Here is a 22,899-nt window from a genome sequence, read left to right as displayed (position 1 = left end):
GAGCATCTTTATAAAACCTTGGATTTTTTTATGCTTCGTACTCCTGTGCTACCTATGGAAGAGTTCGGAAAATGCTTTCTAACCAATGTCGGAGAGACTGAAGGAATCAGACAAGTTGCAATAAATCGTCTTACGGAATTATCTCGTAATCCATTTATTCGTGAAGCGTTAGCTGCCTCCAGCCCTACTCTGCTTGAATCTTTAGTACATATCAGCGATCAGGACAATCCGCGCAAACAGGAACAAGTTATCAAATCCTTTATGCGTTATATCACTAGAATGGCTACACGGCCTACGCCGTTCGGATTGTTATCTGGAGTCACTTACGGACAATTTGGAGAGCAGTCTCAGCTCATTTTACAAGAGCCAGATATGTATCGAAAGCGTGCAAGACCGGACATGGAATGGCTAATGAAAGCCGTTGAAATGGTCACAAGCAGTAAGGAGGTTGTCCGCCAGCTGCGGGTTCAGCGTAATACATTAATTTATCGTCAGGGTAACCGGGCTAAAGTTCCCTACACGACAAGATGCGGCAGTATAGTCGGTGGAGAAGATCAGAGTGTGTCCGTTCGTGCGACTCAGGTATTTGATTGTGTGATGGAAGCAAGTTCGACCCTCATACCTTATCAGGAACTGGTCAACCATCTACATAAGACATTTGAAAGAGCTGATATCGAGACAATTGACCGTTATGTATGGCAGCTATTTGAGCAAGAGTTTTTGATATCTGAGCTTATTCCTCCTACCACTACTACCGAACCTCTGGATCATATACGATCCGTCTTGAAATTAGTAACGGGTATTGATGAGTTAAAAGAGAATTTTAATAACATCGCGGATAATATTAATAAATATAATCGTCTCCCTATAGGCCAAGGGGAAGATTCGTTGGAGCATTTAAGACGAAAGATGGGCAAAATGTTCAGTGCAAAATCAAGCTTGCAAATCGACCTTTCCCTGGAGGATCGAGGAGTTGTTCTTCCCCAATGTATCCGTAAGGATGTTGAATGTGTTGCCGAATTACTAACTAAGCTTTCGTCGCGAGAGAATAGACCTTTGGATGAATTTTGTATGGAATTTTTGGAAAAGTATGGTCCATATCGGGAGGTTCCTTTGCTGGAGCTTCTTGATGAGGATACAGGGATGGGTGCTCCGGCAGGCTACAAACATCCATTGAGTAACCGAACACGGCTTCAAAACATGTCACCGTCCCAGTCGAGATCACATCAGGAGAAGCTTTTATTTCAATGGTTCGTATCTTGCATCCATGAAGGAAAACATGAAGTGGTACTTACAGATGCCATGATAGACGAAATGTTAAAAGGGCAGAAATCAGGCAAATGGTTGGCAGCACCTTCTATGGAATTGTTTTTTCAGTTGGTCGCCCCTGATCAGCAGGCTGTAGATCGTGGCGAGTATACTTTACTTCTGGCACCTAATCAGGGGTCAGACGGGGCGGGAAAGACGTTCGGGAGATTTCTGGATTTGTTTGACGAGCCTTTTACTGATATGTTCTCCAGCATTCAATCGGAAGAGCAACGGTTACAGCCTGAAAAGCTGTTAGCCGAAATATCGTATTTACCCAGTTCGGGAAGATCGGCAAACGTAGTATTAACGAAGCAGACTCGCCCCTATGAAATCGCAATAGGAACCAATCATACCCTGCCAAAGGAACAACAGATACATGTTTCAGACCTTGCTGTTGGGGTACGTAATGATCATTTTTATTTGAAGTCGATAAGTCGCAATCGTGAGGTCATTGCTAGGGCTGGACATATGCTCAATGCTGAATTGACTCCTAACATACATCGTTTTCTTTTGGAGGTCAGTGAGGATGGTTATCGCCATTGGTCATCTATGGAGTGGGGATTCGCCACCCATGCTCCTTTTACCCCACGTCTAAGATATAAGCATGTCATTCTCAATCCGGCTACATGGAGAATGACATGGGATGCGGCAACTAGCCCATCCAAGAATATGATTGATTTGGAAAATTCAGTGTATAAATTCCAAAAAGAATGGAATCTGCCACGTTATGTATATATGATTGAATTAGATAATCGAATCCTGTTGGATATGAATCATCCATTGCATGTTGAACAGGTTTGTAGAGATCTTCAATCCAAAGGAAAAGTTACTTTAATCGAACACATAGGTGAAGTCGGTGAAACGCCAGTCTCTCGTAACAGTGGACGCTTGGCGGCTGAATTTGTATTTCCATTTATACGTAAACAGGCTGTAGCAACGAACCATTTTGAGGAGGAAGTTGCTGCCACACTAGATAGAAGGCATGAGGATACAAGTCGCCTTTCCTCAGAGGCAACCTGTACTTATCTTCCTGGTGGTCCTTGGTTCTATGCCAAATTATATGGTATGAACAGTCGCCAAGATGAGTTTATTGGTGGTTATTGGGATGAATTTGTGCGGAAGCATCAAGAGGACGGTAACATCCTTCAGGGGTACTTTATCCGATACGCTGATCCAGATAAACATATTCGTGTCCGGTTTAAGCTACCGGAGTTTCAGGAGGGAAACTTGTTTCTTCCCGTGTTTCATCAATGGACAGAGATGCTTTTAAATGAAGGCATGATATCCAGAGTTGTAATCGATACCTATGAGCCAGAAGTAGAGCGTTACGGTGGAAAGAAGCTCATGATGTGGGCAGAACGAATGTTTTCTTGTGACAGTGAAGTGACAGCCAAATTGGTACGTCTCATTAGATTCAACCAGACTTCTTTACAGAAGGACGTTATAGCTATTTTAAGTGTGATCAATCTTCTCTACCAGTTTGGTTACTATGAGGAAAGTGCGTTTCAATTCTTAAATCGTCAATTTGACCTCAAAGACTATTTGAAAGACTTTCGCAGGGAACGGAAGTTCTTTTTACAATGGATGGGATCGGATCAGGAAATGACAGCTTCGACTGCATCCAGTCGCGAATCCATAGAAAATATTTTTTATGCAAGAAAAGAAGCAGTAGAGCAATATAATTATATACTCCATGAGCAGGAACGGGAGGGGGGGGCTACCAATACAAGAGAGGATATTATATACAGTGTGATCCATATGCATTTGAACCGATTAATTGGAATTGACAGGGATCGGGAGCGCAAAATAATGATCATGGCCAGACATGCTATGAACAGCCTGGTTCAATATCGGGGGAATCGCTAATGAGTAGCGTACAAAAAAGTACAGATCGGAGGACTTCTTCCATATGGAAGTCTGTACGTCAAGGGCTTAAGCTTTTTGCCTTAGTATTTAACATGAATAAGGTCTATATGCTTTCTAGCATTTTTTTGCATATCATTCAAGGTGTGATGCCCGTACTTACTTTGGTTATCATGCAAAATTTACTTAATAGTATTGTTTCTTCTAGTCCTCATGATATCTCTATAATTATGCTACAATTTGGTCTCTTTATATTTATTCACGTTTTAAAAAGTCTAGTTACGATGAGTCAGAGTTATGTAGAGGGCGTCCTTGAATCTGTGCTGTCCAAGTCATTAAATATCATGATTGGAGAAAAATCAGGCTACTTGGGACTGGCGGATTATGAAAATTCTCAAATCAACGACCAGCTAAAGCGGGCTTCCCAAGAAGCTTCCTATCGACCTTACCAATTATATACACAAATGGCTGGTATTTTATCTAGTCTAGTTACCATGCTGTCTTCGGCAGTTTTACTTTTCTTATGGAAATGGTGGGTTGTGGTTATTCTATTTGTGATTTCACTGGTGTCGGTTTACTCGATTTTTAAGTTAAACAAAGAACAGTTTGAAATCTATATGAATCGTACCCCGTTATATCGACAGTCATGGTATATGACCTATTTGCTTACAAATGATCGTGCGGTCAAAGAAGTGAAGATTTTTAATTTGGGTCCTTATTTACTAAAAAGATATGAGAATTTACTGCAAAGATTTTTTGTAGAAGACAGGCGTATATTGGGCAAAAGAGTTAGAATTACTTTCCTGTACAGTTTGCTTGAACTTTCTGTTCTGTTATGGATAGTATGGATGGCAATCCAGGAAACCTTTGTGAAAAAAATATTAATAGGGAACTTATATGGTTATATTCAAGCGATTATGCTAACCCAAAGTCAAATGCAGGCACTAATCCAAGGTATTGTCCAATTTTCACAAAATAATTTGTATATGGAGCAGTTATTTGTATTTCTACAGTTGCCTACATCGGACCCCATTCGGCGTCAAAAGGAACAGGCACTTCTGGATCACCCAAAGAGCAGCACCGGATTTTGCATTGAACAAATTTCAATTGAAGGGGTTTCCTTTACGTACCCGGGTCAATCGAAGGCTTCTATTCAGGACATGCATTTAACAATGACTAAAGGACAAACGATAGCCATTGTAGGGAAAAATGGATCAGGAAAATCGACGCTTATGAAGATCCTGATGCAGCTTTATTCTGATTATAGTGGCGTCATTAAAATTAACGACCGTCCCGTTCAGGATTATGATCTGCAGCAGGTTCAAGACAAAATTGGAGTCGTGTTTCAAGATTTCATGCATTATGAAATGTCAGCACGTCATAACATTGGGTTTGGATCATTAGGGCTTATGAAGCAGGATGAGGAGCTCATCCATGCAGCCCAGTGCGCAGCTATAGACCAGATTATAGCCAAACTTCCACAAGGTTTGGACACACAGCTTGGTAAATGGTTTGAGGATGGCTACCAACTCTCAGGAGGCCAATGGCAGCGAATAGCAATCGCACGGGCTTTCCTGCGTAAAGCAGATGTGTATATTTTGGATGAGCCAAGTTCCTTCTTGGATCCTGTGGCAGAACAGGATTTGTTGGTATTATTTTTGGAGTTGATGAAGGATAGCATTGGTATTTTTATTACTCATCGGATTTCATCAGCACGTCTGGCACATAAAATTGTGGTAATGGACAATGGTTTAATTGTGGAGCAGGGAACACATAAGGAGCTGATGTTACTCAATGGGCTATACGCAGAGATGTACAACATTCAGGCCAGCTCATTCGATGAAGAAGCTTCCTTAATTGAAAGCGGAGGGAGGGTGCTAGGATGACGACGACTTCATATATTTGTGATAAATGGATACCCATTAATTTGGATATGAAGGATAAAGTAACTGTAATCTTACAAGAGATTTCCAATCGTTACAAAGACCCCGATCAAGTGCGTATGTATATGAAAAAAACGCCCCCGATAGAGGCTGATGGGATGAAGATGGACCGTTGGTCAGATGGAAGTTTGGGAAGTGGGTTCACGGGCATCTGTTTGTTAATGGGTCAGTTGGATCGACTATACCCTGAGGATGGTTGGGATATTGTAGGACACCAATATTTAGAGCGAATTCGTATGATCGTGGAGCAAAAGGGTGTCCATGACTTATCCCTGTATAGTGGATTATCAGGTATTTTGCTGGCTATTTACTCTTTATCCAGGAAGGGCACACGTTATCAAGGAATGCTTGATTCCCTTGCCTCCTGGTTCGAAGAGGCTGCTTTACATAGCTTGGCCCTATGTCGGGAGGAATGGGGAAGAGGACAATTACAAATGAGCCAGTATGACGCCATATCAGGCTTTACAGGGATCGGACGCATCGCCATGTTATTTTCTGACCGCCCGACTATGCATACCATATGGAACCAGACGATTGAATTGTTTCAGATAATGTGCAGCGACCGTACTTGGAATGGACATCCTGTACCTGGATGGTATATTACCACGGAGAATCAATTTCAAGAGAATGAAAAGAAACAATATCCGCAGGGAAATTTTAATTTAGGACTTTCGCATGGTATCGCGGGTCCATTAGCTTTTCTGAGCCTGTCTGCTCTTAATGGAGCCGACTCCCTCCCTTTAGTGGGCGATATCAACAGACTGTCACAATTTATACATCATTGGCGTGTTCAGGATACTGAGGGCGTGATTTGGCCTGGGCGTGTTTCCCTTGAGGAATGGGTGGATAACCGTCTGCAGCCTGAAAGCACGCAGTATTATCGTGATTCCTGGTGTTATGGCGTACCAGGCATTGCACGTTCGATCTGGCTGGCGGGACAAGCTCTTCAAAATAAAGATTGGATCGAAACGGGACTACGTGCATACTTGGATATAGAAAAAAGGCTCTATCGTAAAGGAGGACTATCTTCTGCGACATTGTGTCATGGTATTGGGGGATTGTTGCATCTGATCCAGCGTATGTATTCAGATACGGGCCATGAGCAGTTAGGTATGATGCGAGACAGGCTACTAGAAGAAGTGCTGGATATGTTCGATACTAATTCGGCGTTTGGCTTTTATGATCATAGCCTATTGGATGGGAGGCTAGCAGAAGTAGATGAGGCTGGCTTTCTGAATGGAAGTGCTGGAGTTGCCTTGGTGTTGGCTTCATTGATAGGAAATGAAAATCCGGATTGGGACGCTGCTCTTCTAATTCGCTAAGATATGTCATGTTATTCCCTAACCTGAACATAATAAAAGTAAGAAAAGATCCAATCGACCGTTTGAAGGCCGGTTGGATCTTTTTTAACATACTAATTCCTCCTGAGACTCAAGGTATTTTCATTAGCATCCTTCAAGTTGGTTCCACTTACATGGAATCCCAAGGCAGTATTGTTGTACTCCCATTCAATAACCCAATACCTGAACAAAACAGAAAAACAACAGCGAAGATGAGTACCCTTTTACTATATAACCGCCAAACACGGTGTATCGTTTCTTTTCCATAAGGGACGGGTATTAATTGTCTAGTCCCGCATAGATTGACATAGGGGAAAAGGAGGTATGAGCATGTGGAATGGGGTCAAAAAGCTGTCTACACTAGCGGCGATTCTGCTACTAGCGATCATTGTAAGCGCATGCAACAAGGGCGATGATTCAGGTAAGGTGAAAATTGAATTCTTTCAAAACAAGCCGGAGGCCAAGGGTTCTTTTGATAAGCTAATCTCTCAATTCAATCAGGAACATCCCGGTATTGAAGTGACGCAGGTCAACCCGCCAGAGGCAGAGACCGTGTTATTGACCCGGGTTGTCAAAAACGATGTACCTGACATTGTAGGGCTTGGGGCCACCGACACCTACTCCATTTTGGCACAAAGCGGTATTTTTACGGATCTGGCGAATACAGAATTGCCACGTACGATTGATCCGATTTACCTCAAAATGCTTAAGGATGTAACCGGGGTCGATCCCGTGTATGGAATTCCTTATGCTGCGAATGCGAATGGTGTGATGTATAACAAAACGCTTTTTAAGGAAATGGGATTACAGGTGCCCAAAACGTGGGATGAGCTGATTGCAACGGCGCAAAAGATCAAGGCTGCTGGCAAAATTCCTTTCTATTTTACATATAAAGATGATTGGCAAACAAACCTCCCCTTTAATGCGCTGGGCCCGAATCTGGTGGGCATTGATTTTTTCCTGCAACGGCGTGAAAATCAGGTCACTTTTCAGGACAAGTACCGCGAGGTTGCGGAAAAGCAGCTGGAGCTACTGAAATACGGACATGGTGATAATTTTGGCAAAAACTATGCCGACGGTAATCGTGCTTTCGCTAACGGGCAGGGATTGATGTACATTCAGGGCTCGTGGGCCATATCTGAAATTCGCAAAGCCAACCCGAAAGTGGAGCTTGGGTTTTTCCCATTACCGACAGGGAATGACGAAAAGGCGGTCAAGCTGGTGTCCGGTATAGATACACTATTAGCCGTATCGGAGAGCACTCCGCATAAAAAGGAAGCCGAGGAGTTCATTGCCTTCTTATTGAAGCCGGAGAATAGCAAGCAGTACATTACAGAGCAAACGCTGTTTTCGGCGGTGAAGGGAGTTACGCAGGATGATCCGAGTGTGGCGGAGCTGTTGCCGTATTTTAAATCGGGCCGAGTCGTTGATTTTGCCGATCACTATATTCCCAAAGCGGTCCAATTGAATTCTATTGTGCAGGCCTTCCTGCAAAACAGAGACATCGACGCTTATCTGGCCAAGCTCGACCGTGAATGGGATAAGGTAGCTAACCGCCGATAGGAGAGGAGGAGGAGACATGAATAAGCGACTAACGACTTTTTACTGGATGACGGTGCCAGCGGTGCTATTGTTTTTTATATTTTTGACCTTGCCTGCCTTGCAGGGCTTTTATTATTCGCTTACGAACTGGAACGGCTTTGGTCATCAGTATCACTTTGTCGGGTTTAAGAACTATATTAATTTGTTTCAGGACGACAATGTGGGGAACGCATACTGGTTTACTTTCAAATTTGCGATTGTGGTTACCATTGCGACTAATATCCTTAGTTTGCTGATTGCGCTAGGGCTGAATGCTAAAATACGGTTTCGTAACTTTTTCCGGGGTATTTATTTTTTGCCTAATATTTTGAGCGTGTTGATCGTGGGTTACATATTCAATTACTTGTTCTCGAACGTGTTTACGATTTGGGGGCAGAATTTAGGTATTACCTCATTGTCGACGAACATTTTGGGCAGTGAACAACTGGCTTGGGTAGGAGTTGTCATCGTAGCTGTATGGCAGGGAATTGCCTTTAATACGATTCTCTATCTGGCCGGGCTGCAAACCATTCCGACAAGTCTGTATGAGGCGTCCAACCTGGACGGTGCGGGTAAATGGCGCGAATTTTGGAGCATTACCTTTCCGCTAATTGCACCGTTTTTTACGATCAATATGGTATTGGCGATGAAAAATTCTCTGATGGTGTTCGATCAGATCGTGGCTTTGACGAATGGTGGGCCGGGACGGGCCACCCAGTCGATTTCCCACCTGATATACACCGGGGGATTTAGAGGCGGAGAATTTGCTTATCAGTCGGCTAACTCTGTTATTTACTTTATTGTGATCGCGATCATTTCCATCTTACAGCTGCGATTCCTCCAGAGAAGGGAGATGGATAACTGATGAAAACAAGCAGACTTACCAACTGGCCTGTGCTGCTTCTGGTAGCGTTGGGGACAATATTTATCCTGTTTCCCCTCTATATGACGGTGACGATCGCACTTAAAAATCCCGAGCAGATGGCGCATTCCGCCTTTGCCTTTCCGACCGAGCTGCATTGGGAGAATTTTAGTCGTGCAGTAGAAATGACCAACTTCTTCAGCGCTTTTCAAAACAGTGTGATGGTCACGACATCGACGGTCATACTCACTTTGCTAACCAATTCGATGGTCGCTTATGCGATTGCCCGTAATATGCAGCGACGATTTTTTAAGGGATTATATTTTTATTTTGTGAGCGCCATGTTTATACCGTTCCCGATCATCATGCTGCCGATTGTAAAACTGGCCTCGGGCCTTCATATGACTAATTTGTTGGGTCTCATTATGCTGCATACGGTGTATGGTTTGGCGTTTAATGTCTTCGTATATGTGGGTTATATTCGCTCCATTCCGGTGGCATTGGAAGAGGCAGCCACGGTAGATGGTGCGACGACATGGGGGACATTTTGGCGCATTATATTCCCGCTGATGGCACCGATTAGTGCTACGGTGGGAATTCTCACTTGTCTGTCCACCTATAACGACTTCCTGCTGCCGCTCATTATTATCAGCGATGCGGAGCAGTATACACTGCCGCTCGTTCAGTATGTGTTCCAGGGGCAGTTCAATACCGACTTTAATTTGGCCTTTGCCTCGTATCTAATGGCCTTGCTGCCGATGATTATTGTCTATTTGATTGCACAAAAATGGATTATCAATGGCGTTACGCAAGGTTCAGTGAAGTAAGGTAGGGGTACAACAGCTTCAGGCAGACTGTGCTTTACTAGACAAATAAAAAGGGGTTCCCTATACCACGGTTCACACAGGTATAGAGGACCCTCTTTTTATAGCATTGCTATTTGGATGCTTCGCTGTTGCTTGTCAGAGGCTGTAAGGGTACGGTTGTCTCTGCTTCCGGGTCGTCCGTTGTATAGTAGAACATATAGATAGAAGCTTCCTTCCCTTTGAAGTTCTTGTAGACATCCACTGCCTTGTTATTGCCGTCTCCGGCGAAATTGGCTGTGATCGGCCTGCCGATAATCCGTTCTTTACCCAGGCCAATATGCGTCTGGTTAATCCCTCCAAAGTGAGCGTCCTCGCTTTCGGTTTCTACGAATAAGTCGGATCCCTGTTTGTAGTAGGTCCACTTCACAGGATAACCACCGATTTGCGTCGTTAGCGTCTGCTTTTGCTCAGAAATATCAGTTAAACGCTGAGGCGTTTTGTCATCCGAATGGGTCGTAACCTTGTATTTGCCTGTAAAAGTAATGGGAGTGTCCTTGGTAATCACAAGATTGGACGGCCTTTCAAAACGGATTGTGTACAGATCGCGTTCCTGATTAGGTGAAGACCAACGGTTACCCTCTAACGTTGTGCTGTTCACAGAAAGAAAGTACTTTTGATAAGGTATCATGGCGAATTTCTCCTTGCTTCTGAGCGTGACACGGATTTGCGTAGGTGTGACAATCATTTGTTCTAGCAAAACATTCCGATTGCCTTGTTCCAGTGGGATATTCAGCACACTTTTAATCGTCCCGCTTTCCATCTTCTTCTTGCTTAGCTGCAGGTCAAATTTTATAGGTTCATTTATACTTTTTTCGGTTTGCGCATATTGAAGTTTGAAGGTAGTCTGTCCTTCCGGCATATCCGATTTGGAAAAATATTGCTGTGCTGTATACTCCCCGTTATCACCGGGTTTGCCAAAAGCCCCTCCAGGCTGCGACATCACAGGCTTGTCGCCTTTGTAGGCAATAATTTGTGGATTGTCCCATTTCTTTGGTATGGACGAATCGAAGGTAATCGCTGAGGACAGCATTAGTTTATCCTTCCCTTGTTCGAATACCTGTACCTTCATATCTTGTAAGCCGCTACGTTCCAGCTTGAACGTCTGTATTTGAGGCGACCGAATATCGAGCGGCAAATCCAGTTCCTGAACGCTGGTGAGCTCTATATGATCTATGGTTAGCTGCACGTTCTCTGTTTCTTGCTGCGGTGTCCAGTCACTTTCAAAGTACCCGTTGTACCGTTGATTTTTCGGGTCCCATTGCTGAAAGTTATATTCCCCTGCACTGCTTTCCCCCGCAGCACCTTTTAGCGATACGCCTTTGACATTCCAAAACTCGTTCTCTGCCCGTTTTCTGACCTCCAAGCTGTACAGAATCACGGTCCGGTTCTCATCGACAATAGCGGTATGCAGCGTCAGCTTCACTCCGTCTCTGGTTACGGATTGCTCCAAGGGCTGTCCAAGGTCTTGATTTAGTGCCGTCTGAATGCCGCTTCTTCCGTGCAGCAGATTGCCCCAATTATAATGGATGGCGGCATAGACGGGAACGGCAACGAGAAGCGCACTCAGAGAGGCGGCGATAGCTATTTTGCGCCAATTTCTATGTCGGTGCGGAGTGAATGAATCGAAAGTGTCGGTTAGCGTAGGGGCAGTATGCCCTGTCTGTTCCATCCGGTTCCACATCTCATCGAAGTCAGGATAGGCCATTTCCGAATCATTATTTAACTTGCGCTTCAATGCCTTTTCTACGTTGTTCATAGTTCTCTCCTTCCATCTCGGGAATTTCTACACCTGCATCCCGCAGTATTTGCTCCAATAACTTTAGCCCTTTATGAGTCCTCGATTTGACGGTTCCCAGCGGAATTTCCAGCAGTTTTGATATTTCTGCCAGTGTGAAATCATGCATATAGCGGAGGGTCAGCACAGCGCGGATTTTGGCTGGAAGGCGATTCATATAAACGGCCCATTCCTCTGCCGATTCGCGTTCTTCCACCAGCCTGTCCACAGGCTTACCTTCCGCCCCGCTAAATAAATAGGGATTAGACGATACTTTCAAATGTAGGCTCTTCCGGCGTTTAAGGTAATTCAGACAATGATTGACCGTAATTTTCATTATCCAGGCTTTTAGTTGTTCGATCTGTTCACGATTGCTGCGAAATAGGGTGATAAACACTTCCTGCGTTAAATCCTCTGCATCCGAGGCGTTATGTACCATGTAGTAGCAGGTTCGGTATACATCTCGTTGGTACAAATCAAACAACTCTCGATTACTCTCCAATGATGTGCTCTCCTTTCTTGTGCAGTTTATCTATATAACAACTGAGGTTAGAAAAAGGTTCATTTGGTTGCGAAAAGTAAACCGTCCGCTTCAATATATTTTGTTTTTCTTCAAATGTATCACACGAAAAAAGAAGCCTGTAAATCTCAAAAGTTCAGATTTACAGGCTTCTTATGTTTTGCAAAGCTAGATCCTACGGAATGAATATTTCCTCACGCAAAACCAGGTTAACAGATAGATTGCCGATATCTTTCTGCTTAGTCAGCCAGCCGTACAAGCGTTCTTCCTTGCGAGCGGGCTGCAAGGATGTCTTCGAGCGCGCTGGGTAGGTCAGCCAACCCGACTTCGCGCTCAACGAGCTGCTCCAGCTGTTCTGGCTTCCATTCGCTACCGAGTCGCTTCCAGATCGCTACGCGGGTGTCGTATGGGCAGAAGACAGAGTCTATGCCCAGCAGATTTACGCCGCGCAAAATAAACGGCAGCACCGTCGTAGGCAGCTGGGTGCCTGCCGTCAGACCGCTCACGGCAACGGAGCCGTTGTAGGCGATCTGGCTGAGCAGCGAAGCGAGCGGCTTTCCCCCTACAGGATCAACAGCCGCTTGCCAAAGCTGCTTGCTCAGCGGGCGGATGCTCTCCGCGCCGTCGTAGACCTCCTCGCGAGAAATAACCTCGGCTGCTCCGAGCGCCTTGAGGTAATCATACGCATCGGCCTTGCCACTGCTGGCTACGACATGGTAACCTCTCTTGTTCAGCAAGGCAATAGCTGCCCCGCCTACGCCACCCGTCGCTCCGGTGACGAGTACCTTCCCCTGCTCCGGAGTAACGCCGTTTTGTTCCAGCCGATATAACGACAGAGCTGCGGTGAATCCGGCTGTCCCGAAAATCATCGCCTCTCTCGGAGTGAGTCCGTCTGGAAGTGGAACCACCCAGTCTGCAGGCACGCGTGCATATTGGCTGAATCCTCCGAATTGAGACACACCCAGCCCGTATCCGGTAACGAGCACCGCTTGTCCTTCGCTAAAGCGGCTATCCTCCGAAGAGACGACGGTTCCCGAGCAATCTATGCCTGGTACGAACGGATAGGATTTGACGATATTGCCATCCTTGCGGGCAGCAAGCCCATCTTTATAGTTGATGCTGGAATAAGCGACACGAATCAATACTTCTCCAGCAGGTAAACTGCTAGCTTCCAGAGAACGCACCTCTGCTTGAACTTCACCGTCCTGCGTCTGATCGACGACAAGGGCTTGAAATGATTGAGTCATCTGTAAAAGCCTCCTTTATTACCTTTTAACCCTATGAATGTCCTATATATTCCCTCTTTAATTCGTGAATTATGCTTAGGAAGCGTACAACAATTTTCACAACCTGTCAGCGGCAATGCTCACAGGCTCGTATTCTATTATACTCTTTAGCTCATAATTGCGTCGATAAGCCCAGATTTGCCGGTATATTCTTGTAATATCCTGTTTCAATAAAGTTCGATAATCAATTATAAAGAAGGTGATAAATGAATTCTTACACATTTTGCAAACCATTTTACGTAAACGGGATGTATTTTCAGAATGACTATGCTAACATACCTTTTGATCGTTAAATAAATCTATGAAGAAAGGTGAATGAATGACAACCAGAGCACTAAAAAATGGTTCGGTATTGTCCGAAGCCAAGGAACTGAATTTGTTCCGTTTGACATGGCCTATTTTCCTTGAATTATTCCTGTTTATGTTAATGGGAAGCGTCGATACATTCATGCTCAGCTCTGTATCTGATAATGCAGTGTCGGGTGTGGGCGCGTCAAATCAAATTATTTCAATCGCTATCCTTGTACTGGAGGTTATCGGCAACGGCGCTGCTATCGTCGTAGCTCAATATATCGGTTCTAAGAAACTAGTCGAAGCGGCCCAGGTGACAGGTACGGCCATTACGTTAAATTTGATAGTAGGTCTTTTGCTAAGCGTAATTTTTCTTGTGTTTGGTACGCATATGTTGCAATGGCTGAATGTCCAGGGAGACATTCTTACGTATGCGGAATCCTATATGAGCATCGTCGGGGGGGCTATTTTCCTTCAGGCATTGATTAACGCGCTGGCGGCGACCATTCGTACGCACGGTTTTACCAAAGAAACGATGTATGTATCGGTTTTTATGAACGTGATCCACGTGGTCGGCAACTATGTTTTGATTTTGGGGCATTGGGGGATGCCAGCACTCGGTGTAGAAGGTGCTGCTATTTCTACAGTAGGTAGCCGCTTTATTTGTCTCTTGATCTTCTTCTGGTTGATGTACCGGGTCACTGAGGTTCGTGTCGAGTGGAAATATTACGTCCAATTGTCCAAAAAGTTTATCTCTAAAATATTACGTATTGGTGTACCATCCGCGCTGGAGTCTATCATGTACCAGTCGTGTCAGCTCATATTCACACTGTATGTGACCTATCTGGGCGCAGAAGCGATGGCGACACGTCAATATGCCAATAATATTTCGAGCTATATTTATTTGTTCAGTATGGCCGTCGGTATGGGTACGGCTATCGTAGTGGGAAGGCTCGTGGGAGCCAGAGAGAAGGATACGGCTTATAAACGTGTATTGAACAGTGTGAAATGGGCGCTACTCGTGACTGTGATTATTGATGCGGTGGTTATCTTTTTCCGTGTACCTTTGCTCGGTTTATTTACGGAGAACCCTGAAATAATCCGCTTGGGAGCGCAAGTCATTTTACTTAGCATTCTGCTAGAAACTGGCCGGACGACGAATATCGTCATTATTAACTCATTGCGTGCTGCTGGAGATGCCAAGTTCCCGGTCTTTATGGGACTAATCTCTATGGTCTGCATGAGCTTGCCGCTGGGTTATTTGCTGGTGTTCAAGCTGGATATGGGGCTCGCCGGTGTGTGGCTGGCGATTGCTGCTGATGAATGGACTCGTGCTGTCATCATGTATGCCCGCTGGAAAAGCCGGTTATGGGAAAAGCATGCGCTGATCGAGCACGATACACCAGATCAGTCTGCAACGCCTGTCCCAGCACACTGATCCGAGTAGTATTTAGGGCCAACTGAAACCTAGCTTTTCGATAGAGTTGTAAACGTGGAGGCAGTTCAAGAGAAGATCTTGAACTGCCTCTTTTTGCTGCCGGGAGAACCACCCTTTTATACAGTGGCACGATAGGCAATTTTGAAGTTCAACTTATATCATAATGGCTTTCATAAATAGAAGTGTGGTAAATTTACTAAAAAAAAGATATACTTTTGTTGCACTAACGCAGTACATGAAAGACAAGGAGTGTACCGATGAAGAAGCCGACGATTGAAGATGTTGCCCAGAAGGCAGGAGTGTCTAAAAGCACTGTCTCGCAATTTCTGAACAAACGATATAAATATATGAGCGACCAGACAAGGGACCGGATTGCCGAAGTTATTCAAGAGCTGAATTATCAGCCTAACGGGCTGGCCCGCAGCTTGAAGCAGAACCGGACGTTTATGGTGGGAGTCATTGTAGCCAACATTGATTATACGCTGTCGATCCAGTCTATCCGTGCGATTGAGGAGGAATTGCAGCTTTTTGGCATTCAGGTCATAATCTGTAACGCCGATGAAAATCCGGACAAGGAGAGCCAGTATATTGAGATGCTCAAGGCCCGTCAAGTGGACGGCCTGATTATCTTCCCGACAGGAAAGCATGCAGACATTTACAACCAGCTCATTCGTGAAAAGTATCCATTAGTGTTTTTGGATCGCTTGGTGGACGGTGTAAATACACGTAGCCTGCTGTTGGATAACGAAATGGCGATTAAGCTGGCGATTCAGGAACTTGTGGCTCACAAGCATGAACGAATTGCGTTAATTACCTTGCCTCTTGGCATGAATCGGATTACTCCACGAGTGGAGCGGCTCAGCGGATACAAGAAGGCGTTGGAAGAGCATGGTTTGCCATTTCGAGAAGAATATATGCACAGCGTGCCGAGAGAAGAAATCCAGCAGACGCTGAAGGAGCTGTTCCAACTGCCGGAGCCGCCGACTGCGCTATTGGCCGGGAATGATATCGTGTTGGCTGAGGTGTTGAAGTATGTGAATGCCCGTCGTATACGTATTCCGGCAGAGCTGTCCATTATCGGAATTGACGATGCGGAGTTTGCCCATATTTACAATCCGCCGATTACGACCATTACGCAACCGATTGCGGATATGGGGAAGCAGGCGGCAAAAACGCTGCTGTCCAGTATTGAGGAAGGCGGCGAATCGGTTCCGATCATTTACCGATTTGTGCCAGATATCAATCGGGGAGAATCCGTCAAAACGCTGTAGACGAGCATCATGTCTTATATTATAAAATAGCCCGTATTCCCTTGTACGACCTGAGTATGCGTATGCTGCTCAGGTCACACAAATGCGAATACGGGCTATTCGAAGTTAAGGCCGACTTTGAACGCGGCCTTGTTGAGCTTGCGCTCATAGCGGTGAAGGTTATGCGGGGGATGATCCCTGACTAATTTGTACTGGCGCTGAGTAAAAAAGATTCCAGTTCGGCTCGCGTCGGATAGCCATCCATGTCTCCGGCTGACATGACAGCCAGCGCACCAAGTGCATTACCGCGTTTGACTGCCTCTGCCAAGGGCAAGCCTTCTAGCAATGCGCTGATAACACCTGCGGCAAAACCGTCACCCGCACCGACGGTATCCACGACATGATCTACGCGGAAGCGTTTGACATATCCTTCAGCATCTGCGGATTTGTAATATGCGCCCTCGGTTCCCAGCTTGATGATGACCAGTGAGGTACCACGGTCAAGGTAGAACGAAGCAATATCCTCGGGCGAAGTATAGCCCGTCAATATTTTACCTTCATGAATCCCTGGTAGAAGCCAGTCACACCCCTCAGATGCCTCGTTAATCGCCTCCACCATCGTTTGCGTGTCAGGCCATAATTTGGGTCTGAGGTTCGGATCAAAGGATACGGTTTTGCCAGCCTTTTTCATAAATTGCCGCGCATGTCGTGCGAATTCGCGGCATTCAGGGGAGAGTGCGACAGAAATACCTGTAAAATGCAGATGGCGAGCCCCGGTAAAGTAAGCTTCGTTAAAATCAGCGATGCTCAGTGTGGAAGCGGCGGAATGCTTGCGAAAATATTCGACCTCAGGGTCGCCGCTGGTAACTTTGGATTTAATTAGCATCCCGGTAGAGTGGTCTTTGGTAAACATGACATTCTGGGTGTCGATTCCTTCCTGACGTAGCGCACCGGCAATAAACTTGCCGAACGTATCCTCGCCGAGTTTGGTCACGAGTCCGGCTCGTAGCCCCAAACGCGACAAACCGGCCGAAACATTCGTCTCTGCCCCGGCTAACGCTTTGGTGAATGAACGCACCTCATCCAGAGAGCCTGCTTCATTGGCATAAAACATGGCCATCGGTTCTCCGAAGGTAACAGCATCCAATGTTGCGGTCATTTGAATTCCTCCTTATGTTTAGTAAACTTAATCTGTAAGCGCATGCACCAACTGAATAAATTGAAATTATCACATAAATCGGTTTTTCACAATGATGAAGTTGATATATTTGCTAAAAACTTTTTGGGTAATATAGATAAAAAAATGCGATTTTGTTTATCAAAAGATAAAAATCGTGTAAAACTTCGTATGTATTAAGGGTTTTTCTAGGAAAAGCGAAGTTTTAGGTTGACACCCTCTTAGATAATTATTACAATTCTAGCTAAGAAGTAGAGTTAGAAACCGCTTTTATAACAATTCCGTTGATAAAAAAGTTTATCTAAACAGGAGGAATGTTTTTATGGAAATGCGTTATTCAACTCATCCCGAACATGCCAAACATTTTACGACTGAAGAGTTGCGTCAGCACTATCTAATTCAGGAACTGTTTGTACCTGAGGAGGTAAAGCTGGTCTATACGCATGAAGATCGTGTCATTATCGGGGGCATTTATCCCGTGAATAAATCTGTTGCACTGGAAGGTAACGATCAAATCAAAGCGGAAACTTTCCTGGAGCGCCGCGAACTGGGCATTTTTAATGTTGGGGGTAGCGGTACGGTCAAGGTGGACGGTGAAACTTACGAGCTGGCCACAAAAGACTGTCTCTACGTAGGTAAAGGTGGCAAGGAGTTGATCTTTGAAAGCGATTCCAGTGAAAAGCCTGCGAAATTTTATATTGTTTCAGCTTTGGCTCATACCACGTATCCGACGACGAAACAGTCTTTTGCCGATGTACCGTCTGAAAGTCTGGGTTCGCAGGAAACAGCTAACAACCGTACGTTGCGTCGCTTTATCCATGATGAAGGCATTCAAAGTTGCCAATTGGTTATGGGGATGACGACGTTGGAAAACGGCAGTGTATGGAACTCTATGCCGACACATGTTCATGACCGTCGGATGGAAGTATATTTCTACTTTGAACTGGATGAGAACGCAAGAATGTTCCACCTGATGGGTGAACCGAACGAAACGCGCCATCTGGTAATGAAAAATGATGAAGCCGTTATTTCTCCACCTTGGTCTATCCACTGTGGTGCGGCTACGGGCAGCTATACCTTCATTTGGGGCATGGCCGGTGAAAATAAAACATACAAAGACATGGATCAGGTTGCCATGAGCGAGTTGCGTTAATCCGATTAGTGTATTGGAGCGTAAACCTGCAAGCGGCTGAGGTACATGGTCATCCCATTCGTGGAAAGGATCAGGAACATGACGAAAAAGAAAGTTTTGGAACATATCACTTCGGTAGGTGTCGTCGCAGTCATTCGGGGAAACACAGCGGAGGAAGCGTATCTCATGTCTAAAGCCTGCATTGAAGGCGGCTTGGATAATATTGAGCTTACATTTACGACGCCGGATGCGGATCAGGTCATTCGAAGATTGAAAGACGAATTTAAGGATCGGGCAGTGATTGGTGCAGGAACGGTACTGGAGTCACTGACGGCGAGAATTGCTATTCTGGCCGGAGCAGAGTTTGTCGTGAGTCCTTCTTTTGAAGAAGAAACAGCGAAGCTATGCAATTTGTACGCGATTCCTTATATGCCTGGCTGTATGACGCTGAATGAGATCAAGGAAGCCATGAAATTGGGCAGCGATGTCGTGAAGTTGTTCCCGGGAAGTGCGATGGGAGCGGACTTTGTTAAGGCCGTTAGAGGTCCGATGCCTCATGTACAGATTATGCCAACGGGTGGCGTTGATCTGGACAATATGGAAACCTGGTTGCGTAACGGATGTGTAGCCGTGGGAATTGGGGGTAATTTGACGGCTCCAGCCAAAGAGGGTCGCTACGACTTGATCACAGAAAATGCAGCACGTTATGTAGCTAAATATAAAGAAGTACGCGCAGCGCTGTAGGCTTCAGGAAATATAGGTTTTTATACTAATTTGTGATGGAGGCGTAGGCATGGGTCTGGACCATTTTTCATTAGATTTTTTCAGTCTAAAAGGTAAAACGGCGATTGTAACAGGAGGCAACACTGGTTTGGGTCAAGGGTATTCCGTAGCTTTGGCCAAAGCGGGTGCAGACCTGTTCATTGTAGCTAACAATGATGAATATGAAGAAACAAGACGTTTGCTGGAGCCAACGGGTGTGAAGGTTGCCTTTTATCAGGCTGATCTGACAGAGAAAGAATCCATTAAAAAAATTGTAGAAGAATGCGTCAATGAATTCGGTAAAATTGATATCCTTGTAAACAATGCAGGTACGATTCGTCGCGCCCCTCTGCTGGAGTATAAAGATGAGGATTGGGACGCTGTCATGGAGATTAACCTGAATGCCGTATATCATCTGAGCCAGGAAGTGGCAAAGGTGATGGTAGAGCAAAAAAGCGGGAAGATTATCAATGTCGCTTCTATGCTTGCTTTTCAGGGTGGCAAATTTGTTCCGCCGTATACAGCGAGTAAGCATGCGGTAGCTGGTTTGACCAAGGCATTTGCGAACGAGCTGGCAGTTCATAACGTTCAGATTAATGCGATTGCGCCGGGTTATATTGCTACGGCAAATACAGCTCCAATCCGTGCGGATGAAAATCGCAATCAAGAAATCCTGTCGCGTATTCCTGCGGGTCGTTGGGGCGATCCGTCTGATTTGATGGGAGTTGTGGTTTTCCTCGCCAGTCAGGGTTCCGACTATATGAACGGTCATATCTTGGCGGTGGACGGCGGCTGGCTGGTACGTTAAGCAGCGCTGGTCGCATCGAAGTTTATGAACTGGAAGCTGCCTCAAAAGGAAACTATCCTTTCAGGCAGCTTTTATTTTTTCAATGAAGCTATATGCTGAACTTGAAGACTTGGGGCGCTGTGTCGATCCGTCCTATGCATATGGCACGAATGCCTTTATAATTTAATGAGATAAAAATTGCTAGGCTCCAGCCGTACACTTGGTTGGAGCCTTTGAGCATAACACAGATAGATTGGAGAATGGAGAGATGAGTTCACAGCAACACCAACGAGCTTTGGTATACAAATCTTTGTGGCATGCCGGTCCTTGGGTGCTTGCCGTAGGGATCATTCTGGTAGGTGCCAATCTGCGCGCCTCGATTACCTCGGTAGGACCTCTTATCGGTTTGATTAAGGATTCTTTGTATATTTCAAATACACTGAGTGGCCTATTAACGACATTGCCGCTGCTGGCTTTTGCCCTGTTGTCGCCTTTTGTAGCCAAACTGTCGCGCCGCTTCGGATCGCCTCTTATTATTTTTGCAGCTTTGCTGCTGTTGACCGCAGGTATTGTAGTGCGCTCAACGTTAGGGGTTACTGCATTATTTGTCGGGACCGCCATGCTGGGACTGGCTATTGCCGTGTGTAATGTGTTGCTGCCCAGCTTGATCAAAGAGGAGTTTCCTCGCAACAGCGGACTGATGACCGGCGTATACTCAGTATCCATGAATGTGGTCGCAGCAACCGCATCTGGCCTGAGTATACCGCTGGCTATAAATGGAGGTATGGGCTGGCGAGGTGCCTTGGGAATATGGGCGATTGTGGGTGTCGTAGGTATTTTACTCTGGGTGCCCCAGCTCCTTAAGGCTCGCAAAACAGCTAATAAAGCAGCAGTATCTGCCCAAACCGTGAATGTGTATAAATCGTCTTTGGCCTGGAAGGTGACGCTGTTTATGGGGCTGCAATCTGCCTTGTTCTATGTTCCTGCCGCCTGGTTTCCTGAAATGATGAGCGGACAGGGAATGGATTCAGAAACTGCGGGCTGGATGCTGTCTGTGATGCAGTTTGCGCAAATGCCATTTACTTTTATTGTGCCTATTTGGGCGGCGCGAGTGAAGGATCAGCGGGTATTGGTTCTGATTATGGCTGCGCTGTATTTTATCGGTCTGGGTGGATTTCTGCTTGGGGCTACACAGTGGAGCGTGATTTGGGTCATATGTATCGGTATAGCGGGTGGTTTTGCTTTCCCGTTAGTGATGATGTTCTTCAATTTGCGGACGCGGACACCGCAGCAGGCAGCAGAGTTGTCGGGTATGGCGCAATCCTTTGGGTATTTGCTGGCAGCGACCGGGCCGACACTGTTCGGTTATTTGCATGATGCGACACAAGGCTGGACCATTCCGCTGTTGCTGCTTTTGTGCCTGAGTGTTCTGCTTATGTTTATAGGGCTGGGTGCAGCCAAGAAACGATATGTCGGAGGCGAGGTGGATGATCAGGCTACAATTTGATGCAGATGGCTACAGTGTGGTTTGTAATGCAGATCGTGTTATGTTGTTGGCTAAAGAATTTGCGCTGTTGCGCTTTCTGTACGATAACCGGAACCAGGTGTTCACCCGTGAACAACTGCTGGATCGGGTGTGGCCGCTGGAGTATCCGGTGGAGCGTACGGTAGATGATCATATCTACAGATTGCGCAAAAAACTTAAGTCATGGGATGGTCTCCGTATTCATACGGTCAGAGGGTATGGCTACAGCTTGACCTTGACTGACGTGCAGCCACAGAATCATCCGTCCTTGCACGATCAGGAGGTGCAGGACGCCGTACATGGACTATTCCGCAAATACCAGCTGTTGGGGCAGGGAAATTCCATCGTAGCGCTGGCTGCCCAGCAGGAGCAGATGGGTTTTGAATTGTCTGTCTTTTATCAAATGTATACCCGTTTTGTACAGGCGGATGTGCCTTGGTTCTTGGAACGGGAGGACTTTGCTCCCGCAGATCGATTGTATTGGATGCTACTGCTATATATGTGCACAGCAGGGGTGACGGATGAGGGGCTTGTCCTATGTGAGCGTGCGCTTTCCAGTGGATTGCTATCTGAAGCGCAGGAGCGGGAATTGCGTATTCTCAACATTCTGGAGGCTTATGTAGAGAACGGACAACCTGAACACGCCCAGGAAGGTCTGCCACTGACCATGATGGTCATGGAACGGGATAATCTCGATAATTTTGTGATGCCTGTTGCGCTGATGGAGATGTATATGCATCTGGTTGCCAATCATATGGAAAAGGCTGCCGAACTGTCTGATCGTCTGGAATGCATGCTGTCGGAGGCCCCGTTTTTGCGCGAGCTGGGCCGTTATCGCATGATGCGCGGGCTTATGCTGTTGCGTACTGGAGATGTGGATAACGCCGAGCGGCTCATGGATGAGGGATTGGATACCCTTGATATGGCTAAACAGGAATTACTAAAAATCAAAGCGGTATGTCAAATTCGCTCATTCCTGAAGCTTTGCGGTTCCTATCCAGCGCTGGAAGAGAAGTATGCCGCTCAATATGATCAGCTTGACCGGGACAACAGTTTAACACTGCATCGTTCGGCGCTAAGGCGCTGGCTGGAGCAGACAATCTCAATGGCCTGATTTTTTAGCTGTCTGACTTTTCTCTGATATAGACCCGCTAGAATGTTCTTATTGCTAAAAAAGCTGAAAATGAGAGCAGG

17 protein-coding genes are annotated in these 22,899 nt (G+C 45.7%); 13 read left to right on the top strand and 4 right to left on the bottom strand.

Annotated features, from left to right (window positions below; all coding sequences use genetic code 11):
* Positions 1-30 precede the first annotated feature (30 nt).
* The 6 genes from ACYCS5_RS13260 (at position 31) to ACYCS5_RS13235 (ending at position 9,724) form a co-directional block, all read left to right on the top strand.
* Entirely contained in the window at positions 31-3,174 is a 3,144-nt protein-coding gene (locus ACYCS5_RS13260) for a lantibiotic dehydratase (protein ID WP_459761185.1), read from the top strand.
* Positions 3,174-5,057, top strand: coding sequence for an ABC transporter ATP-binding protein (locus ACYCS5_RS13255; RefSeq protein ID WP_340845497.1), 1,884 nt, complete (start codon positions 3,174-3,176; stop codon positions 5,055-5,057). The genes ACYCS5_RS13260 and ACYCS5_RS13255 overlap by 1 nt, the downstream gene beginning before the upstream one ends.
* Positions 5,054-6,436, top strand: a complete 1,383-nt coding sequence (locus ACYCS5_RS13250; protein WP_039271784.1) for a lanthionine synthetase C family protein — start codon at positions 5,054-5,056, stop codon at positions 6,434-6,436. Before ACYCS5_RS13255 ends, ACYCS5_RS13250 begins: the two co-directional genes overlap by 4 nt.
* A gap of 348 nt (positions 6,437-6,784) precedes the next feature.
* Positions 6,785-8,017, top strand: a complete 1,233-nt coding sequence (locus ACYCS5_RS13245) for an ABC transporter substrate-binding protein (RefSeq protein ID WP_165146388.1) — start codon at positions 6,785-6,787, stop codon at positions 8,015-8,017.
* 16 nt (positions 8,018-8,033) lie between these two features.
* A complete protein-coding gene (locus tag ACYCS5_RS13240; RefSeq protein WP_165145877.1) occupies positions 8,034-8,900 on the top strand; it encodes a carbohydrate ABC transporter permease in 867 nt (288 codons plus the stop codon).
* Positions 8,900-9,724, top strand: coding sequence for a carbohydrate ABC transporter permease (locus tag ACYCS5_RS13235; protein WP_165145880.1), 825 nt, complete (start codon positions 8,900-8,902; stop codon positions 9,722-9,724). Before ACYCS5_RS13240 ends, ACYCS5_RS13235 begins: the two co-directional genes overlap by 1 nt.
* 109 nt (positions 9,725-9,833) lie before the next feature.
* Here the strand turns inward: ACYCS5_RS13235 and ACYCS5_RS13230 are convergent, their stop codons facing one another.
* From ACYCS5_RS13230 to ACYCS5_RS13220, 3 genes are all read right to left on the bottom strand, one after another.
* Positions 9,834-11,519 carry a DUF4179 domain-containing protein gene (locus ACYCS5_RS13230; protein ID WP_459761184.1) on the bottom strand — a complete coding sequence of 562 codons (1,686 nt, stop codon included), beginning with the start codon at positions 11,517-11,519 and terminating at the stop codon, positions 9,834-9,836.
* Entirely contained in the window at positions 11,479-12,039 is a 561-nt protein-coding gene (locus tag ACYCS5_RS13225) for an RNA polymerase sigma factor (protein ID WP_459761183.1), read from the bottom strand. Before ACYCS5_RS13225 ends, ACYCS5_RS13230 begins: the two co-directional genes overlap by 41 nt.
* Before the next feature lie 257 nt (positions 12,040-12,296).
* Positions 12,297-13,304, bottom strand: a complete 1,008-nt coding sequence (locus tag ACYCS5_RS13220) for an acrylyl-CoA reductase family protein (protein WP_459761182.1) — start codon at positions 13,302-13,304, stop codon at positions 12,297-12,299.
* A 358-nt stretch (positions 13,305-13,662) separates the two neighbouring features.
* Between ACYCS5_RS13220 and ACYCS5_RS13215 the strand changes: the two genes are divergently transcribed.
* Together ACYCS5_RS13215 and ACYCS5_RS13210 are read left to right on the top strand one after the other, a co-directional pair.
* Positions 13,663-15,072 carry an MATE family efflux transporter gene (locus tag ACYCS5_RS13215; protein WP_459761181.1) on the top strand — a complete coding sequence of 470 codons (1,410 nt, stop codon included), beginning with the start codon at positions 13,663-13,665 and terminating at the stop codon, positions 15,070-15,072.
* 257 nt (positions 15,073-15,329) lie between these two features.
* Positions 15,330-16,343: a LacI family DNA-binding transcriptional regulator gene (locus tag ACYCS5_RS13210; protein WP_307351084.1), complete on the top strand. Its 1,014-nt coding sequence runs from the start codon at positions 15,330-15,332 to the stop codon at positions 16,341-16,343.
* Between the two features lie 181 nt (positions 16,344-16,524).
* Here the strand turns inward: ACYCS5_RS13210 and ACYCS5_RS13205 are convergent, their stop codons facing one another.
* Positions 16,525-17,481 (bottom strand): sugar kinase, encoded by a 957-nt coding sequence (locus ACYCS5_RS13205; RefSeq protein WP_459761180.1) that lies wholly within the window; start codon positions 17,479-17,481, stop codon positions 16,525-16,527.
* 340 nt (positions 17,482-17,821) lie between these two features.
* On the opposite strand from ACYCS5_RS13205, the gene kduI reads away from it, so the two are divergent.
* From kduI to ACYCS5_RS13180, 5 genes are all read left to right on the top strand, one after another.
* Positions 17,822-18,652 (top strand): 5-dehydro-4-deoxy-D-glucuronate isomerase, encoded by an 831-nt coding sequence (gene kduI / locus ACYCS5_RS13200; RefSeq protein ID WP_023990866.1) that lies wholly within the window; start codon positions 17,822-17,824, stop codon positions 18,650-18,652.
* Between the two features lie 78 nt (positions 18,653-18,730).
* The gene (locus ACYCS5_RS13195) at positions 18,731-19,375 is read left to right on the top strand and encodes a bifunctional 2-keto-4-hydroxyglutarate aldolase/2-keto-3-deoxy-6-phosphogluconate aldolase (protein ID WP_029518665.1); all 645 of its coding nucleotides are present in this window, start codon (positions 18,731-18,733) and stop codon (positions 19,373-19,375) included.
* 49 nt (positions 19,376-19,424) lie between these two features.
* Entirely contained in the window at positions 19,425-20,201 is a 777-nt protein-coding gene (gene kduD / locus ACYCS5_RS13190) for a 2-dehydro-3-deoxy-D-gluconate 5-dehydrogenase KduD (protein WP_069010990.1), read from the top strand.
* 247 nt (positions 20,202-20,448) lie between these two features.
* On the top strand, positions 20,449-21,687 hold the full coding sequence (locus tag ACYCS5_RS13185) for a CynX/NimT family MFS transporter (protein ID WP_165145892.1): 1,239 nt from the start codon (positions 20,449-20,451) through the stop codon (positions 21,685-21,687).
* Positions 21,668-22,819: a winged helix-turn-helix domain-containing protein gene (locus ACYCS5_RS13180; RefSeq protein WP_165145895.1), complete on the top strand. Its 1,152-nt coding sequence runs from the start codon at positions 21,668-21,670 to the stop codon at positions 22,817-22,819. Before ACYCS5_RS13185 ends, ACYCS5_RS13180 begins: the two co-directional genes overlap by 20 nt.
* Positions 22,820-22,899 lie beyond the last annotated feature (80 nt).

The sequence above is a fragment of the Paenibacillus sp. SEL3 genome (assembly GCF_054602585.1).
The sequence above is the reverse complement of the archived record's forward strand: the minus strand, read 5'-3'. Positions and strand labels throughout refer to the sequence as shown.

What these genes read in the sequence shown, in the direction of transcription:
- ACYCS5_RS13195 (WP_029518665.1), top strand. Translation starts at nt 18,731, where the DNA reads ATGACGAAAAAGAAAGTTTTGGAACATATCACTTCGGTAGGTGTCGTC.
- ACYCS5_RS13240 (WP_165145877.1), top strand. Translation starts at nt 8,034, where the DNA reads ATGAATAAGCGACTAACGACTTTTTACTGGATGACGGTGCCAGCGGTG.
- ACYCS5_RS13245 (WP_165146388.1), top strand. Translation starts at nt 6,785, where the DNA reads ATGTGGAATGGGGTCAAAAAGCTGTCTACACTAGCGGCGATTCTGCTA.
- ACYCS5_RS13205 (WP_459761180.1), bottom strand. Translation starts at nt 17,481, where the DNA reads ATGACCGCAACATTGGATGCTGTTACCTTCGGAGAACCGATGGCCATG.
- ACYCS5_RS13215 (WP_459761181.1), top strand. Translation starts at nt 13,663, where the DNA reads ATGACAACCAGAGCACTAAAAAATGGTTCGGTATTGTCCGAAGCCAAG.
- kduD (WP_069010990.1), top strand. Translation starts at nt 19,425, where the DNA reads ATGGGTCTGGACCATTTTTCATTAGATTTTTTCAGTCTAAAAGGTAAA.
- ACYCS5_RS13210 (WP_307351084.1), top strand. Translation starts at nt 15,330, where the DNA reads ATGAAGAAGCCGACGATTGAAGATGTTGCCCAGAAGGCAGGAGTGTCT.
- ACYCS5_RS13235 (WP_165145880.1), top strand. Translation starts at nt 8,900, where the DNA reads ATGAAAACAAGCAGACTTACCAACTGGCCTGTGCTGCTTCTGGTAGCG.
- ACYCS5_RS13250 (WP_039271784.1), top strand. Translation starts at nt 5,054, where the DNA reads ATGACGACGACTTCATATATTTGTGATAAATGGATACCCATTAATTTG.
- ACYCS5_RS13220 (WP_459761182.1), bottom strand. Translation starts at nt 13,304, where the DNA reads ATGACTCAATCATTTCAAGCCCTTGTCGTCGATCAGACGCAGGACGGT.
- kduI (WP_023990866.1), top strand. Translation starts at nt 17,822, where the DNA reads ATGGAAATGCGTTATTCAACTCATCCCGAACATGCCAAACATTTTACG.
- ACYCS5_RS13230 (WP_459761184.1), bottom strand. Translation starts at nt 11,519, where the DNA reads ATGAACAACGTAGAAAAGGCATTGAAGCGCAAGTTAAATAATGATTCG.
- ACYCS5_RS13255 (WP_340845497.1), top strand. Translation starts at nt 3,174, where the DNA reads ATGAGTAGCGTACAAAAAAGTACAGATCGGAGGACTTCTTCCATATGG.
- ACYCS5_RS13185 (WP_165145892.1), top strand. Translation starts at nt 20,449, where the DNA reads ATGAGTTCACAGCAACACCAACGAGCTTTGGTATACAAATCTTTGTGG.
- ACYCS5_RS13180 (WP_165145895.1), top strand. Translation starts at nt 21,668, where the DNA reads ATGATCAGGCTACAATTTGATGCAGATGGCTACAGTGTGGTTTGTAAT.
- ACYCS5_RS13260 (WP_459761185.1), top strand. Translation starts at nt 31, where the DNA reads ATGCTTCGTACTCCTGTGCTACCTATGGAAGAGTTCGGAAAATGCTTT.